Annotated in this window: 14 protein-coding genes; 1 reads left to right on the top strand and 13 read right to left on the bottom strand. The window is 72.0% G+C overall.

The window, feature by feature from the left end:
• Nucleotides 1-39 precede the first annotated feature (39 nt).
• From ABZV40_RS19175 to ABZV40_RS19115, 13 genes are all read right to left on the bottom strand, one after another.
• Nucleotides 40-1,392 carry an amino acid permease gene (locus ABZV40_RS19175; RefSeq protein ID WP_355442792.1) on the bottom strand — a complete coding sequence of 451 codons (1,353 nt, stop codon included), beginning with the start codon at nt 1,390-1,392 and terminating at the stop codon, nt 40-42.
• A gap of 231 nt (nt 1,393-1,623) precedes the next feature.
• A complete protein-coding gene (gene mycP / locus ABZV40_RS19170) occupies nt 1,624-2,811 on the bottom strand; it encodes a type VII secretion-associated serine protease mycosin (protein WP_355442789.1) in 1,188 nt (395 codons plus the stop codon).
• Nucleotides 2,808-5,210 carry a hypothetical protein gene (locus ABZV40_RS19165; protein WP_355442786.1) on the bottom strand — a complete coding sequence of 801 codons (2,403 nt, stop codon included), beginning with the start codon at nt 5,208-5,210 and terminating at the stop codon, nt 2,808-2,810. Before ABZV40_RS19165 ends, mycP begins: the two co-directional genes overlap by 4 nt.
• A 464-nt stretch (nt 5,211-5,674) precedes the next feature.
• Entirely contained in the window at nt 5,675-6,589 is a 915-nt protein-coding gene (locus ABZV40_RS19160; protein WP_355442783.1) for a dihydrodipicolinate synthase family protein, read from the bottom strand.
• 4 nt (nt 6,590-6,593) lie between these two features.
• On the bottom strand, nt 6,594-7,199 hold the full coding sequence (locus ABZV40_RS19155; RefSeq protein WP_355442781.1) for a LuxR C-terminal-related transcriptional regulator: 606 nt from the start codon (nt 7,197-7,199) through the stop codon (nt 6,594-6,596).
• A 146-nt stretch (nt 7,200-7,345) separates the two neighbouring features.
• Nucleotides 7,346-8,323 (bottom strand): D-glycerate dehydrogenase, encoded by a 978-nt coding sequence (locus tag ABZV40_RS19150; protein WP_355442779.1) that lies wholly within the window; start codon nt 8,321-8,323, stop codon nt 7,346-7,348.
• A complete protein-coding gene (locus ABZV40_RS19145; RefSeq protein WP_355442777.1) occupies nt 8,320-9,348 on the bottom strand; it encodes an L-idonate 5-dehydrogenase in 1,029 nt (342 codons plus the stop codon). The genes ABZV40_RS19150 and ABZV40_RS19145 overlap by 4 nt, the downstream gene beginning before the upstream one ends.
• A gap of 13 nt (nt 9,349-9,361) precedes the next feature.
• On the bottom strand, nt 9,362-10,108 hold the full coding sequence (locus tag ABZV40_RS19140) for an SDR family oxidoreductase (protein ID WP_355442774.1): 747 nt from the start codon (nt 10,106-10,108) through the stop codon (nt 9,362-9,364).
• Nucleotides 10,105-10,971 (bottom strand): NAD(P)-dependent oxidoreductase, encoded by an 867-nt coding sequence (locus ABZV40_RS19135; RefSeq protein ID WP_355442771.1) that lies wholly within the window; start codon nt 10,969-10,971, stop codon nt 10,105-10,107. The genes ABZV40_RS19140 and ABZV40_RS19135 overlap by 4 nt, the downstream gene beginning before the upstream one ends.
• Entirely contained in the window at nt 10,968-12,113 is a 1,146-nt protein-coding gene (locus tag ABZV40_RS19130) for a substrate-binding domain-containing protein (protein WP_355442768.1), read from the bottom strand. The genes ABZV40_RS19135 and ABZV40_RS19130 overlap by 4 nt, the downstream gene beginning before the upstream one ends.
• Entirely contained in the window at nt 12,110-13,162 is a 1,053-nt protein-coding gene (locus ABZV40_RS19125; RefSeq protein ID WP_355442765.1) for an ABC transporter permease, read from the bottom strand. Before ABZV40_RS19125 ends, ABZV40_RS19130 begins: the two co-directional genes overlap by 4 nt.
• Before the next feature lie 16 nt (nt 13,163-13,178).
• Nucleotides 13,179-14,627, bottom strand: a complete 1,449-nt coding sequence (locus ABZV40_RS19120; RefSeq protein ID WP_355442762.1) for a sugar ABC transporter ATP-binding protein — start codon at nt 14,625-14,627, stop codon at nt 13,179-13,181.
• The gene (locus ABZV40_RS19115; protein WP_355442760.1) at nt 14,627-15,544 is read right to left on the bottom strand and encodes an SMP-30/gluconolactonase/LRE family protein; all 918 of its coding nucleotides are present in this window, start codon (nt 15,542-15,544) and stop codon (nt 14,627-14,629) included. The genes ABZV40_RS19120 and ABZV40_RS19115 overlap by 1 nt, the downstream gene beginning before the upstream one ends.
• Before the next feature lie 226 nt (nt 15,545-15,770).
• Between ABZV40_RS19115 and ABZV40_RS19110 the strand changes: the two genes are divergently transcribed.
• A complete protein-coding gene (locus ABZV40_RS19110; RefSeq protein ID WP_355442758.1) occupies nt 15,771-16,697 on the top strand; it encodes a hypothetical protein in 927 nt (308 codons plus the stop codon).

Genomic DNA, 16,697 nt, shown 5'->3' with positions numbered 1-16,697 from the left:
GGTGTGCTGGAGGCCTGGGTGGTCCAGGCCTCCAGTTCGTCACACCGTGACGCGGCGCCGAGTCCGCACGACGCCGACGGCCACCACGACCGCCGCGACGAGCAGGCTCAGCAGGAGCTGCGAACGCGCGTCCGGGTCGAACAGCATGCCCGCCAGCAAACCCACCATGCCGACGATCGCCGCCCACGTCAGGTAGGGGTAGCCCCACATGCGCAGCGTGAGGCGCTCAGGTGACTCCTGGTCCAGGCGCCGCCGCATCTTCAGCTGGGACACCGCGATGGTCAGCCAGACGAACACCGCCACGGCGCCGGAGGAGTTCACCAGGAACAGGAACACGGTGTCCGGCGAGAGGTAGTTCAGCGCCACCGTGATGAACCCGACGACGGTCGACGCCAGCACCGCGACCGTCGGCACGCCCCGCCGGGAGACCCGGCCGAACACCGCGGGGGCCTCGCCGCGGCGGGCGAGCGAGAACACCATGCGGGACGCCGTGAACAGGCCGGAGTTCAGGCACGACAGCACCGACGTGAGCACCACGACGTCCATGACGACCGCGGCCGCGGGCAGTCCCAGCGTGTCCAGCACCGCGACGTACGGGCTCTTGGCCACGTTGGCGTCGTTCCACGGCAGCAGCGTGACGACGACGGCGATCGACCCGATGTAGAAGACCAGGATGCGCCACACCACGGACCGCACCGCGGTGCGCACGGCCTGCACGGGGTTCTCCGACTCCCCCGCCGCGACCGTGGCGATCTCGGCGCCGAAGAACGAGAAGACCACGACGAGCATCGCCGCGAACACCGGACCGCTGCCCTGCGGGAAGAACCCGCCGTGACCGGTGAGGTTGGCCGTGCCGGGAGACGCGAAGCCCGGCAGCAGACCACCGATCGCGAGCACGCCCACCACGAGGAACACGGTGATCGCCGCGACCTTGATGCCCGCGAACCAGAACTCGAACTCGCCGAACGACCGCACCGAGTACAGGTTCGTCAGCGTCAACAGGACCGTCAGCACGAGCGCCCACGTCCACTGTGGAACGGCCGGCACCCAGCGGTGCACGATCGCGGCGCCAGCGGTGGCCTCGATGCCGACCACCACGACCCAGAACCACCAGTACAGCCACCCGATCGAGAACCCGGCCCACGGGCCGATCGCGCGCTCGGCGTAGGCGGAGAAGCTACCGGTGTCCGGGTTGGCCGCGGACATCTCCCCCAGCATCCGCATCACGAGCACGACGAGCAGGCCCGCGGCGGCGTACGAGACGAGCACGCCCGGCCCCGCCTTGCCGATCGCCGCCCCGCTGCCGACGAACAACCCGGCGCCGATGACCCCGGCGATGGCGATCATGCTGAGGTGGCGGTTGCGCAACGACGGTTGAAGGTCCTGCGGCATCGGCCCTCCTTCCACATCGAGAACGATCGATCGGAACCCGATCAGTCTCGGGGCGGGAGGGGCCCGGCAACAGTGGACAATCCGTCGAAGCAGGCGCGTGGCAGTGGCCAAATCCGACACCGGCCTTGAGCACCCCGCCCGATCAGCCGCGCCGCGCCAGGTGCTCGATGAACGGCGCATTTGTCCACCTGAGGTGGACAAATGCGCCGTTCATCGACGGCGAGAGCGGGCTCAGCTCTCGGTGTTCAGGCGGCGGGCCGGTGCCCAGCGGCGGCGCCGGCCCGCGGGCAGCACCAGCACGGCGAACCCGACGGCCACCACGACCACCACGGCACCGATGAGCCCGAGCGTGACCAGCAGCGTGCTCGCGCGGTCCTCCTGCGGTGCCACCGGGAAGCTCGCGGCCGCGGGCACCGGCGCCACCACGGCGCCGGCCTCGCCCTCCTCCGGCAGCACCGCGGTCACCGCGGCCAGCGGATTCACCGTGCCCCACCCGAACTCCGGGGACGGCAGGTTCGCCGGTGGGCGGTCAGCGGTGGCCTCCAGGCGATGCAGCACCTGTGCCGCCGTGAGCTTCGGGCGGTAGGCGCGGACGAGCGCGGCCACGCCGGTCACGAACGGCGCTGCGTAGCTGGTGCCGCTGGCCTCCCACTGGCCGGGACCGCCGGGGCCGACGCTGCACACGTTCACGCCGGGAGCCGCCAGCCCGAGGTGCGGGCCGGCCAGCGAGAACGACGCGCGCTTGCCCTCCTGGTCCACCGCACCGACCGCGAGCACCGACTTGTCGGTGGCGGGGTACGGTGTCGGGCCGCTGTCGTTGTCGTTGTTGCCGGAGGCCGACACGATCAGCACGTCCCGTTCGGCCGCGTAGGCGACGGCGGCGGTGAGCTCCGGGGTGGGGCCGCCCGCACTGGCCGACAGGTTCAGCACGCGCACACCACCGTCCACAGCGGCACGGATGCCCTGCGCGAGCAACGCGGCCGTCGTGTCCTTCCCCTCGTTCGCGACGCGGACGGGCAGGATGGTGGCGTCCGGTGCCATGCCGGCGAACAACGTGTCGCCGGCGGTCGCGGCGGCGATGATGCCCGCCACGAACGTGCCGTGACCGAAGCAGTCGTTGTTCGCGGGTTTCCCGCCCGGATTGCGCACGTCCAGCCCCTGCTGGACGCGGCCGGCCAACTGCGGGCTGCCCGCGTCGACACCGGTGTCCACGACGCCGACCGTCACTCCCCCGCCTCGGGTGAGCGGCCAGACCCGTTGCGGCGCCAGCTGTCGCTGCGCCCACGGCACGTCGGTGATCTTGCCAGGCGGTGCGCCGAGGCACTCCTGACCGGGACGGAGGACGCCCGGCTGGGCGTTGGCGGGCAACGGCGTGGCGACGAGCACCAGCGCGGCGGCCAGCAGCACCTCGCGGATCACGACGTGGCCTCCGGCATCGGTGTGGTCAGCCGCGCCACGTGGTCCTCGTCGTCCACCAGTCGCGCGGCCGCGGCCCGGCGGGTCCGCCAGGCCTGGTCGAGCTTGGCCAGTGCCGCGTCGTCGCGGGCGTCCGCCGCGCCGGGGTCCTCACCGGGCAGCAGCTCGCGCACCAGCAGCGCCTGCCGCGGCCGCGGCACGTCACCGTCCTGTTCGGACTCGTCGACGCGCAGGCCGAGCACCTTGAGCCGGCAGCCGCCGTGGAACACCGTCTCCTCGAACGCCCGGCCCATGAACAGCTCCGACGTGCGCCGCGCGGTGGCGGGCCAGATCAGCACGTCGAGGTCCGCGCCCGGGGTCGTGACGTCGAGCTGGGCGCTCGCGCTGAGGAAGCCGGGCTCGATCAGCACCGTGCCCACCGGGTACGGCTGCCGGCCGTGCAGCTTCTCCTGGCGCAGCACGACTTTGCGGTGCGTGGGCAGGCGGCGCAGGCCTGAGGTCAGGCAGGCCAGGTAGCCGTCGAACGGCTCCGGCGCCCCCTCCCCCAGCCCCCGGTTCAGCGCCACCGCGCCGGCCGCGCCGGTGCCGAGCAGCAGGCAGACCGCGACGTAGTCCGCCTTGGCCTCGGGGCGCAGCATCGGCCACGCCGAGAGACCGACGTTCACGGCGGCCAGCGCTTCGGTGTAGTGGGTTCCGGCGCTGACCGCGAGCCGTGACTGCTCGGCGGCGGTGCTGGAGCGGTCGGCGAACTCGACGACGGTCGCGGCGCGAACCTCGCGAACGACCGGCACCTCCGGTTCCGGTTCGGTGAAGGGGGGTTCGACCGGGCGCTCCGGTTCGGCAGCGACCGGCGGCGTCACCGGGCCGGACACGGTGACGATCGGAACGACCGGGGGCGGCGGTGCGGCCACCACCGGCGCCGCAACGGCCTGGGCGACGGCGAGCGGTTCGTCCGCGGGCGGTGCGCTGACAGCCGGGGCGGCGATCGTCTCAGGACGTTGCGCGGCAACGGGTTCCCGCACCGGTCCAGTCGCCTGGACCGACGGACCGTTCGACGTCCGAACCGCGGGAACCGGGGCCGTCTCCTCGACCACAGGCGCCTTTTCGACCGACGGCCGCGCGTCGACGCCGTGCACGAAGCGAGGCGGTGGCGCGGCACTCTCCCGTGCCCGCAACGACCACGCGCGCGACTCCAGCGCGGCGATCGCGGCGGGGTCGAACGTCCCGAGTGGACGGATGCGGGAGGCGCGCCGGTGCGCCGGGCCGAACTGGTCGATCAGCAGCTGGGCGGCGTCGAGCTCGCGCTCGGTGACCTCGCGGCCGTGCGCGCCGAGCGCCAGCGTCCACCACTTCGGGTCGAACCGGGTGCCTACGGCCGACTGCTCGCCGTCCAGCAGCACGTGCACGCCACCCGGCACCACTTCGGCGACCACGTCGAGGGAAGACAGCAGCCGATAGCGGTTCGAGCCGTCGAGCTGCCAACCGGCGGGAGCGGGGGCGACGTCGATCACCTGCGGCGGCTCACCGCCGGGCGACTGGCGCAGCATGGTGGCGAGCGGGGTGAGCGGTTCGGTCACCGAGGCGTCCGGCACGACGGTGCGGACGAGACCGTCCTTGCCCATCACCTGCAGGCCCGTGCTGATCGTGATCGCGCGGCCCAGCAGGCGGGCGAGCGTGCGCGACCACTCCGGTGCCGTCACCGTCAGTGCCGCGGGGACCAGGAGCAGGTCGGCCTGGGCCTGGGCGGAGAGCCGGTTGATGATCTCCACCACCGCGGCCGGTGCCACGGCGCCCACGACGAGCTTGGGGATGCGCGGGTTCAGCGGCACCTGGAACGCGGGATCGGAGAGGCCGACCGGGCGGTCTCCCTCCGGCCTGATCGCGAGGCCCGCCGGGATGCACTCGGCGACCGCACCCTGCGCCACGACGGGACTGTGCGGCAGCTCGTACTCCCACGACGGCATCGGGAACCGGGAGCTCATCACCACGGCGCCGCTGCAGCCGGGGCCGAAGCGCCGCCAGCCGGTGCCGCCGGTGCCGTGGTGCACGTACAGCCCGATGCCGCGGCCCGCGGTCAGCGGACCGTCCGGGGCGAAGACGTCCAGGCCGCAGTCGTCGGCGACGCCCTTGAGCCACGGGCCGCACGTTCCCTGCGCGTGCCCCAGGTCGGACACGCCGAGCCAGGCGGACTCCAGCGAGGCGCCCTCGGCGGACGAGCACAGCGTCGTGAGGCGGTCCTTGATCGTGTCGAACAACGCCGGGTGGCGGTGCGCGCCGGACGAGGCGAGGAAGAGCACGGTGCCGGGCACCGCCGGAATGGTCGAGAGGACCGCTGTCTCCCGCGGTGTCTCGTCGCCGCGGCGGAGCAGCACGTGCGGGCCGCACTGCTCGGTGAGCAGCACGCCTCCTGCTGCTGATGGTGAGTGCGCTGACCGTGCACTGGTCGCGGGTGCTGACACGATGCGACCTCCTGTTCGTACTTCCCCGATGTGGCGAATCGATATCACCGGAACGTGCCTTCGTGGGACGGTTCCGGCGGCCCCCGGCCCGACTGCCGGGGATATCCCTCACTCGCGCGGCGAATCCGGCGGGAAAGCCGAACGCCCGCCGGCCGGGAGTCCATGTCCGGTCGACGGGCGTTCGGGGGAGAAGGCGGCACGGTCCGCCGGGAATCGGGGAATGGTGACGGGCCGTGCACGCCTGTCGTCCTGCGCAGGACGCGGCCGCAATGATCACGGAAATCGTGATCCCCCTGCAGGACACGATTTCCGCCACACCGTCAGCGCGGCCGGAACCAGCCTAGACACCGCCGGACGGCGCGATCAATGCCGATTTCCCGCAGTATTTTCCTCATTTGACGCGGAGGTCATCCCGGCGTCAGCCATTTCACGGCGGACCGCACGTCGTGCCGCACCTGCGACAGCACCTTCCCGGCGAGCCCGTGCCGGGGTGGCCGGTACGGGCCGCCGTACAGGCCGCAGTAGTCCATCGCGAACTTGATCATCTGCACCGCGGCCGGGCGCTCGAACCACCGCAATGGGCCGTCCAGCGCGCACCGCAGTGCCTCGGCTTCCACCAGCAGGCCGGACGCGAGCAGGTCGGCCAGCTGGACCGCCTGTTCCGGGAAGACGTTGGGCAGCGCCCCGATCCACCCGGAGGCGCCCGAGAGCAGGCTGTCCACCACGATCGCGTCCCCGCCCGTGATCATCGTGGTCCCCGGCGCGAGCGCGAGCGTCTTCCAGATCTTCGTGACGTCACCGGAGAAGTCGCAGACGCCGACAACGTTGTCAAACGCCGACAGCTCGGCCAGGGTCGCCGGGCTGAGATCGACCCGGCAGCCAGCGGGGTTGTTGCAGACCAGCACCGGCAGCCCGGCCGCTGTCACCGCCTCGTAGTGCAGCATGGTCTCCGCGTGGCTGGGTTCGTAGGACAACGGCGGCATGCACAGCACCGCGTCCACGCCGTCCTCGGCCGCCTGCCCGATCCGGTCGACGACCTGATGGGCGCCGACGTCGTGCACGGCCGCTACGACCGTGGCGCGCGAACCGATCGCGCGCACCGCGGCCCTGGTCACCTCACGTTGCTCGGCGTAGGTGAGCGAGCCGGACTCGCCGAGGGCGAAGGAGTTCACCAGCACCCCGCTGCACCCGTTGCGCACCAACCAGGTGCAGTGGCGTTCGAAGCGGTCGAGGTCGACGCGCAGTCCCGCGGGCGCCCGCTTGTCCAGCACGTACGGCACCACGGCCGCGGCGACGACCCCGCCGAAGTTCTTGCCGCGCAAACACTCACCCGGCCTTGGTCAGCACTTGCGGCGTGTGGCCGCCCCTCGCCGCCACCACGCGCGGCGGCCACACGCTGGGGTCGAGCACGCCCCACGCGTAGGCCTTCGACACCGCCGACACCTGGCTGGTGGCGCCGAACTCCTCCAGCACCGCGGCGACGCGGTTGCGGGCGGTCTGCGCGCCGATGTCCAGGTCGGCGGCGATCTGGTCGACCGTCCGCCCCTCGGCGACGCGTTCCAGGATGCGCGCGTTCGAAGCACTGAGCGTGAACCCGGCGTGGGGCCGGGCGGACGGGTGCACCGACGCCACGAGCACGCCCTGAGCGGCCCGCACGACCACGCCGAGCATCCGGCGCGACCGGCCGCGGCGCACGCCGACGTCCTCGCGGAAGGCCCCGTCACCCCGGCTCTGCAGCGACAGGCACAGCCCGAGCAGCGTCATCTCGTGGTCGGGCCCGAACAGGCCGGTGAAATCCGCGCCGGTCATGTCCTCCGGCCGGCAGTCGAACTGCCTCGCGAACCCGGCGCTCACCTCGCGCAGCTGAAAAGCGCTGTCGAGGAACGCGATGTTGCGGCCGTGCATTCCGGCCATCAGGTCCCTGCCTGTCATTCGTCCATCACCACCACGCGTTTCAGCGAACGAGAAGTCCGCGATGATCCGTGTCCAAACCATTCGACCACGCGTCCACATCGTGGACAATGCGCGTCACCGGGAAGCATTTCCGGATTTCGCGCAACCGATTTCGCAAAAAATGATCAGTACGTCGCTGGTGTACCGGGTAACGGGGTCAGCGCCGGGTCACCACCGAGCACCGCGAGCAGGTTGCGGGCCGCGTGCTCGACCATCGCCGCCCTCGTCCGCTCCGTCGCCGACCCGACGTGCGGCAGCACCACCAGGTTCGGTTCGGTGAAGAGCGGATCCGCCGGATCGGAACGCGGTTCGTCGTTCATCACGTCGAGTCCCGCCGAGTGCAACGCGCCAGTGCGCAACGCCGTGAGCAACGCCGCCTCGTCCACCACCGCTCCCCTGGCCGTGTTGACCAGCGTCGCGGTCGGCTTCATCAGCGCGAGCTCCCGCGCCCCGATCAGGCCGGTCGTCTCCGGTGTGAGCGGTACGTGCAACGACACGATGTCGCTGGTGCGCAACAACTCTTCGAGGCCGACCGCGCGCGAGTACGCGTCACCCGGCCGAGTGCGGGCGTGGTGCTGAACCGACATCCCGAACCCGGCGGCCCGGCGCGCGACGGCCTGCGCGATCTGGCCGTACCCGACGAGCCCCAGCGTGGCGCCGTGCACGTCGAGCCCGAGGTAACCGTCCATTTGGAACGAACGCCACCCGCCCCGCCGCAACGAGTCGACGGCGGCCCCCAGCCTGCGCCTGGCCATGAGCATCAACGACAGCGCGATGTCCGCGGTGCTCTCGGCCAGCACACCGGGTGTGTGCGTGACGACCACGCTGCGCGCGCGGGCGGCGTCCTGGTCCACGGCGTCGAACCCGGCGGACGCCAGCGCGATCGCCTTCAGCCCGCCCCCGGCCGCGTCCAGCAGCGCCGCGTCCACCCGGTCGTTGCCGAGCAGCAGCGCACCGTCGCACCCGCGCACGAGCTCGCGCAGGTCGTCCGGTCCGGGTGCGGTGTCGTCGTGCCACTGGACGACCTGGTACCGCGACGCGAGCAGCTCGACGCCGGGACCGGGCAGCCGCGGCCGTGACACGAAGATCCTGGACCGGCTCATCGCTCCCCCGTTCCGAAGTCCAGCAACACCTTGCACGAGCGCGCGGGGTTCGCCGCCAGCTCGAACGCCTCACCGAACCGCTCGACCGGCAGCGTCGCCGTGATCACCGGCTCGGTGCCCTCCAACGCGGTCAGCACGCCGGCCATCTCGTGGTCGAAGCGGAACGAGCCGACGACGTCCAGCTCCCGCGTGATGATCTTGTTCAGCACGACCGGGGTCCCGCCCGGCGGCAGCAGCCCGAGCCCGACCACCCGCCCGCCGCGAGCCACCGCGTCCAGGCAGGTGTCGAAGCCCGCGCCACTGCCGGAGGACTCGATGGCCACATCCGCGTTGAGGTCCTGGACGGTCTCGTGCTCGGGCGTGCCGAGCCGGATCGTCGTGGTCGCCCCCACCCTGCCCGCGACCGCGAGCGGTGCGTCGTAGACGTCGGTGACCACCACCTCGGCCGCACCCGCGGCCCGCGCGGCGGCGACGACCAGGCACCCGATCGGACCGGCCCCGGTCACCAGCACGCGCTTGCCCGCGACGTCACCGGCGCGGCGCACGGCGTGCCACGCCACGGACGCGGGCTCGGCCAACGCCGCGCTGCGCAGGCTCAGATTTCCGGGCAACGGCAGCACCTGGGTCTCCGGCACGACGAGCACACCCGCGAACCCGCCCTGCACGTGCGGGAAGTGCGCGGCGCTGCCCAGGTACGCGGTGTGCGCGCAGATGTTGCGACGGTCCGCCTGGCACTGCCCGCACAGTCCGCACGGGGTGGCCGGGTGCACCGCCACCTCGGTGCCGGGCTCGACCGCCGTCACGCCGGGTCCGGCCGCGCGCACCACCCCGGACACCTCGTGGCCGAGCACCAACGGTTCGCGCAGCCGGAAGTCGCCGACCGCGCCGTGCCGCCAGTAGTGCAGGTCGGAGCCGCAGATGCCGCCGTAGCGGACGGACACCGCGACCTCGCCGGGACCTGGTGCGGGCACCGGGAGTTCTTCCAGTCGCAGGTCGTTCGCGCCGTGGGCGACGACGGCGGGCATCGTTGCCACCACGTCAGATCACCGCCGTCAATCCACCGTCCACGGCCACCACCTGGCCGTTGACGAAGTCGGAAGCGGGCGCGCACAACCACACCAGCGTGCCCACCAGGTCCTCGACGCTCGCCCATCGCCCCGCGGGCGTGCGGCCGCGAATCCACGCGTCGAACTCCGGGTTGTCCACCAACGGCTGGGTCAGCTCCGTCACCACGTAGCCCGGCGCCAGCCCGTTCACGGTGACCCCGCGCGAGGCCCACTCCGCGCACATGCCCTTGGTCAGCATGGCCAGGCCGCCCTTCGACGCGGCGTACGCGGCGATGCCGGGCCGGGCGAGCCAGCTCTGCACCGAGCAGACGTTGACGATCTTGCCGTAGCCGCGCTGCACCATGCCCCCGGCGAACGCGCGGCCGACGAGGAAGGCGCTGGTCAGGTTCGTGTCGACGACTCGGCGGAAGTTCTCGGCCGAGACGTCGAGCATCGGCTCGCGGTGCTGCACACCGGTGTTGTTGACGAGGATGTCGATGCGCCCCAGGCTGTTCGCCGCTTCCTCGACGGCGCCGGCGTCGGTGACGTCGAACTGGGCCACCTCCGCACGCCTGCCGGGAAACGACGCCGCTGCCTCTTCCAGCGCCTGCTGGGAGCGGCCGTTCAGCACGACGTCGGCGCCCGCCTGAGCGAGGCCGCGGGCCAGGGCGAGGCCGATGCCGCGGCTTGAGCCCGTGACGAGGGCGCGGCGGCCGGTGAGGTCGAACAGCGCCGTCATGCCGTCTCCCGGTAGTAGTGCATCAACGCGGCGTTGTCCGCGTCGCCGTGGCCCGCGGCGACCGCCCAGCGGTGCAGTTCCGACACCGCCGAGGTGATCGGCAGCGGGATGTCGACCGAGCGGGCGTAGTCGCGGGCGGACTCCAGGTCCTTCACCATGTTGCGCAGGCGGCCGGTCGGGGTGAGGTCGAGCTCGGCGAACTTGGTGAAGAACTCGCGGAGCACCGCGGAGTCCGCCCGTCCGCCGACGAGTGCGCCGAGCACGTCCTCCGGCTGGAGTCCGGCGGCGCGCACGAGGGCCGCCGACTCGGCCAGCGCGGCGAACGTGCAGCCGACGAGCACCTGGTTGACCAGCTTCACGAGCTGGCCCGAGCCACTGGGGCCGAGGTGGGTGATGCCGGTGGCGAGCGCCTTCAGCACCGGCATGGCGGCTTCGACGTCAGCGGACTCGCCACCGACCATCAGCGTCAGCGTGCCGTTGAGCGCGCCGGGCGCACCGCCGGACAGCGGCGCGTCCACCCACCTGGCACCGAGTTCGCGCGCACGAGCGGCGTACTCGCGGGTGCGGCCGGGATCGGTGCTCGACATGTCGATCACCACCACCCCGCGCGAACGGTCGGCCAGCAGGCCGCGTGGCCCGAAGACCGCGTGTTCCACGATCTGCGGCGTGTTCAGCGACAGGATCACCAGGCCGGCCTCGGCCACCTCGGCGGCACCCGCGGCGCGCGCGGCACCTTCCGCCACCAGCTCGTCGACGGCCTCTTCGCGGATGTCGTGCACCCGCACCGCGTGCCCGGTCGCGAGCAAGCGGCGGGTGATGGCGGATCCCATCACGCCGAGCCCGACGACACCGACTTCAGTCACGACTTTCCCCACACCTTCCGGTAGATCTCGCGGTAGCCGGACTGCGGGTCGAAGACCGCTCCCGACGGCACCGAACGCTTGGTGATCAACGCGGGCTTGGCCACGAACCCCGAGGGGTCCCTGCCCGCGACCGCGCGGTTGAGCTCGTCGACGAGCTGCCAGCCGTGCAGCAGCATCGGCTCGGCCACGGTCGCCGCCTGGTAGTCGCCGGTGCGGATGCGCTGGAACTCCGCCGCGTCACCGTCACCGGCGGCGATCGAGAACGGCGGCCCCGCGCCCGGTCGTCCCGCGTCGCGCAGCGCGGACTTGGCCGCGCCGAAGTAGTTGCCGTTCACGCCGAGCAGGTAGCCGAGGCGGTCGCCGTTGCGCTGCAACAACGACGAGACCAGGCTCGGCATGCGCGCGTCGGCGTCGGCGATCGGGGAGTCCTCATAGGACAGAACAGCGCAACCCGAACACAGTTCGACGTAAGCGCGCATGGCCTGGGCCTTGCGGACGGCGATCTCGTACTGGGAGTCCGTCAGCACCACCACCCCCGCACTGCCGCCGGACTCGGCAACCGCGTAGGCCGCCGCCAGCCAGGCGACTTCGAGCGGGTCGGTCGTGACGTTGGTGAACACCCCGGCGTGCGGGATGCGGCCCGGTTCCGGACCGGCGTGCCAGCCGACGACGGGCACACCCGCCTGCTTGATCGTGGCCGCCTGTTCGGTGGCGTCGAACCCGCCGAGCACGATTCCGGCCGGCCGCAGGGCGATCGCCTGGTTCAACGCGTCCGCGCGGCCCTGGGCGCTGCCCTTGCCGTCGAAGAGCACGACCTGCCAGCCGATCGCGGCCGCCGCCTCGGTCACGCCCTGGCTGACGGTGTTGATCCCGCCGTTGGTGAGGTCGGCGGCGACGAACGCGATGGTGCCGCCCTCGCGCACCGCCGGTGACGGGTTGGACGGCGGGGTGAACCCGTTGCGCCCGTTCAGGTTCTCGTCGACGCGCGTACGGGCGTCCGCGAGCACGTCGGTGACTCCCGGCGGGGTGAGCGGACGGGCCGGTGCGTTGGCCCCGGAACGCCTGCCTTCGAGCTCGGCCACGGTCGGGCTGGCACAGGCGGTGGCGGCGAGCACCGCCACGAGCACGGCGATGGTCCTCACTTCGCAGCCTCCGGCGCGAGCTGGTGCTTTTCCGCGCGGGCCAGGCGTTTGCGGCTCGCGACGCTGGCGATCGTGATCGCCGCGACCAGGGTCAGCCCGTTGAACAACGGCTCCAGGTAGAACCGGCCGGGCAGCAGCTGCTGCAGTCCGGAGATGCCGATCGTGGTGACGACGACGCCGAGCAGCGTGCCCCAGGCGTTGACCCGGCCGGGCCGGATCGTGGTCGAGCCGAGGAACGCGGCGGCGAGCGCGGGCAGCAGGAAGTCGGGGCCGATGTTGGCCTGCGCCACCCCGCCCTGCCGGGCCGCCAGCAGGATTCCGGCGACAGCGCACAACACCCCGGACGCCACCATCGACCCGACGACGTACCGGCGGCGCCGGATGCCGGTGAGCTCGGCGGCGCGCGGGTTCGCGCCCACCGCGTACAGGTACCGGCCGACCGGGAGGCGTTCCAGGACGACCCACAGCGCCACCACGAGCAGCACCGCGATCACGAACGGGCCGGGCACCGGGCCGAGCGACCACGTCGCGATCGCGTCGAAGTACGCGGCCCGCGCGCCCTCGGCGTCGACGACCTGCTTGCCGCCGGTGTACCAGTAGGTGATCGAGAAGACCACCTGCCCGGTCGCGAGGGTCGCCACGAAGGCGTCGACCTGGGCCAGTTCCACCAGCAGCGCGTTGACCAGGCCGACCACCGCACCGCCGGCGAGCACCAGCACGATCACGAGCCGGTAGTCGAAACCCTTGAGCTGCAACGACAACGCGAGCACCTGCCAGAGCCCGAGCGCATACCCGGCCGAGAGGTCGATCTTGCCCGCGATCATCGGGACGGTCACCGCGAGCGCGAGGACGAGCGGCACCGCGTTGCCCGCCGCGAGCAGCCGGAAGTTCAGTCCGGTGGCGAACGTGTCCGGTGCCAGCGCGGTGAACATCAGGAACAACGCCACGGCGACCAGCACCATGCCGTACACGGTGACCAGCCGGTGCCCGGCGGAGGCGCCCCTGCGCGGCTCCAGCGCGGTCGACCGCACCGAGGTGTGCGTTGGCATCAGACTCCCTTGTCCGTCAAGCCTTGTCCGTCAACCCCGAGACGGCGGCGACCAGTGCGCGCACCGTCAGCTCGTCCCCCGCGAGCGACCGCGTCACGCGGCCCCGTTCGAACACCAGCGCGCGATGGCACACCGCGGCGACCTCTTCGAGATCCGTCGAGACCACGAGGGTGCCCATGCCGCGCTGGCCCGCGTTGCGCAGCAACGCGTAGATGTCCGCCTTGGCGCCGATGTCGACGCCCATGGTCGGCTCCTCCAGCACCGTCACGGCCCTGCCGACCGAGAACCAGCGCGCCAGCACCACTTTCTGCTGGTTGCCGCCGGACAACGTGTCGATCGGCGCCTCCGGATCGGCCGGGCGGACGCCGTACTCCCGCACCAGCGCGGCGGCCCGCGACCGCTCACCGGCGGTCCCGGAGACGGAGAACAGCCGTCGTCCCCACACCTCCGGGTTGAGGAAGAGGTTCTCCCGCACCGACATCCCGCTCGCGACGCCGTCGGTCTCCCGGTTCGAGGTGGTGAAGCCCACCCCCGCCGCCACGGCCGCCGCGGTGTCGCGTGGCCGGAACTCCTCGCCGTCCAGGAACATCCGGCCGGAGGTGGGCCGCTTCTCGCCCGCGACGGCTCGGCCGATCTCGTCCTGTCCGGCCCCGCGCAGCCCGACGAGACCGACGACCTCGCCCGCCCGCACGGTCAGCTCGACCGGACCGACGTCACCGACGCACAGCTCGCGCAGGTCGAGCCGGACGGCGTGCCCCAGCGCGCCGGGAGCGGCGAACTCGGTGTCCCTGCCGACGATCAGCCGGACCAGCTCGTCCGGCGGGATGTCGCTCGTCGGCGCGTTGGCCACGACACCGCCATCGCGCATGACCACGACGGAGTCGGCGATCTCGTAGACCTCGTCGAGGCGGTGCGACACGTAGATCATGCCGACGCCCTTGTCGCGCAAGCCGCGCAGCACGGTGAAGAGGCGTTCGACGTCGGCCTGGGGCAGGCTGGCCGTGGGCTCGTCCAGCACGAGCAGCCGCGGGTCGTTCACGAGGGCGCGGGCGATCGCGAGCAGTGAACGTTCGGTGCGGGGCAGGTCGAACACCCGCGCGTCCGGGTCGATGCCGGCACCGACGAGCTCCAGGGTCCGCTCCGCCTGCTCGCGCACCGCGCGCCAGGAGATGAAACCGTTGCGGCGCGGGAACCCCGTCGCCATCGCGATGTTCTCCGCGACGGTCATCCACTCGACGAGCCCGAGGTCCTGGTGCACGAACGCGATGTCGCCGTCGGCGACCACCTCGCCGGAGTCCCTGCGGTGCACCCCGGCGAGCACCTTGATCACCGTGGACTTGCCGGCGCCGTTCTCGCCGAGCAGCGCGACGATCTCACCCCGGTTCACCTCGAACGAGACGTCGTCCACGGCTCTGTTGCCGTGGAACGACTTCACCAGGTGCCGGACGCTCAGCACGGCGGTCATCAGACCGCTCCCCCGGTCCTGGTCCGGACGCGGTAGAGGCTCGTGGTGGCGGCGATGAACAGCTCGTCGCCGTCCGGTCCGCCGAAGCACACGTTGCCGACCTTCTCGGGCACCGGGATCTTGCCGAGGCGGGTGCCGTCCGGTGCGTAGACCTGCACCGAATCCGCGCTGGAGGTCCAGACGTTGCCGTGCTCGTCGACCCGGAAGCCGTCCGCCACACCGGGTTCGATCTCGGCGAACACCCGGCCGTCGCGGCACTCCCAGTCGCTGCTGACGTCGTAGACCCGGATGCAGTGCTGCCCGCTGCCGTCGGTGCGCAGCGCGGAGGACGTGTCGGAGACGTAGAGGCGCCGTTCGTCCGGGGAGAACGCCAGCCCGTTCGGCTCCTCCATGTCGACCACCAGCGCGGTCAGCTCACCGGTGGCGGGGACGAACCGGAACACGTAGTGGGCGCCGTACTCCCGCTCGCCGGGATGTCCCTCGTGCGGCTGGATGATCCCGTACGGCGGATCGGTGAACCAGATCGCGTCGTCGGACGCGACCACGACGTCGTTGGGAGAGTTGAGCCGGGCCGACCCGAAGTGGTCGACCAGCACGGCCGTCGTGCCGTCCGGTTCGGTGCGCTCGACCGCGCGCCTGCCGTGCGAACAGGCCACGACCCGTCCCTGGCGGTCGAGGGTGCGGCCGTTGGTGAACTCGACGTCCGTGCGGTCCACCGTCACCTCGCCGGTCGCCGCCGACCAGCGCAGGATCCGGTTGCCCGGGATGTCGGACCAGATCACGGCGTTCTCGGAGGGCAGCCACAACGGCCCCTCGCTCCACGTCGCCCCGCCGCCGAGCCGTTCCAGCCCGTGCCGCGGATCGATCAACTCGGTGAACCTGGGATCCTCGATGAGAACCTCCAGTGCCTCCCGCACCGGCACATCACCACCTTTCGTTCAGTCCATGGAACCCCGTTCAGCATTTCGAACGCAATGCGCGAATTTCGCACTTTGTTCGGAGTTCTTCGCAGGGATTCCGGCCACGTCCGGACGCTAACGCAGCGTGACGCCCCACGCGTGGGCACGACGGAGTGATTCCGACTCTTTCGGGAATCCTTGACGACCACCGGGTGACCGGCCCGTGACGTGTCAGGCTGGCCGCGTGATCACCCCAGCAACGCGGCTGGTCGACGAGCAGACGCAGGTGCTGCGCGAGGCGTTGACCACCGCCCTCCGTTCGATCATCGCCGAACTGCCCCACCTGGCGGCCAAGGTCACGACGCAGGCGACGCGCGCCCGGGCCACGATCTCCGAACGGGTCTTCGCCGCGATCGTCGTGGCGGCGAGAGGTGAGAACCCGAAGAAGGCCTTGCCGTTGTGCGTCGCCTCCGCGCTGTGGTGGATCTCGGCCGAGTCGGACGCCCCCGGCGCGCAGTGCGGCGCGATGCTCGCGATGCGGCACCTGCACCCGGTCCGGGCACCCGACAGCTGCAAGCTCGGGTGGTTCGACGAGATCGCCCGCTCGACCACCTCGGCGATCGAGACCAGACTGGCCGAGCAGGGCCGCCTGGTCAGCGACACCAGCCGCAAGGCGGTGCTGGCGCGGAACCTCGGGCTGGCAGGGGCCGCCTACGCCAGGGACGCGGCCATGGCCACCTACCTCACCGACGGTCAGGCCGTCGACGAGTGGCGCAGGTTCGGCGCGCTCTACGGCGCACTGCGGCAGCTGCACGCCGACCACGCCCGGTCCACTGTGGACCTCGACGGCCACCCGCGGCTCGTCGTGCCACCCCTGCTGCTCGCCCACGCCTTCCGGCAGGCCAACGCCGGCATGGCGCAGGAGCTCACCCACCTGCTGAGGTCCGTGCCCGCCGGCGATCCCAGCTGCCACGCCGTGCTGCGCGACCTCCTGCGCTCACCGCGAACCGTCTCGGCCTACGCGCGGGACCTGCGCCGGTTGCACGGCAAGGCCTGCGACCTGCTCGACGGGCTCAGCTGCGCGGCCGAGCCCCGCGCGGCACTGCGGTCCCTCCTGGACTCGACGCTCGCGCTGCCGATGCCCGGCAGCCGCGAGCTCATCGGTGTGTGA

Origin of the sequence: Lentzea sp. NPDC004782, assembly GCF_040609115.1 — a bacterium.
Classification (GTDB): Bacteria; Actinomycetota; Actinomycetes; order Mycobacteriales; family Pseudonocardiaceae; genus Lentzea.
The sequence above is the reverse complement of the archived record's forward strand: the minus strand, read 5'-3'. Positions and strand labels throughout refer to the sequence as shown.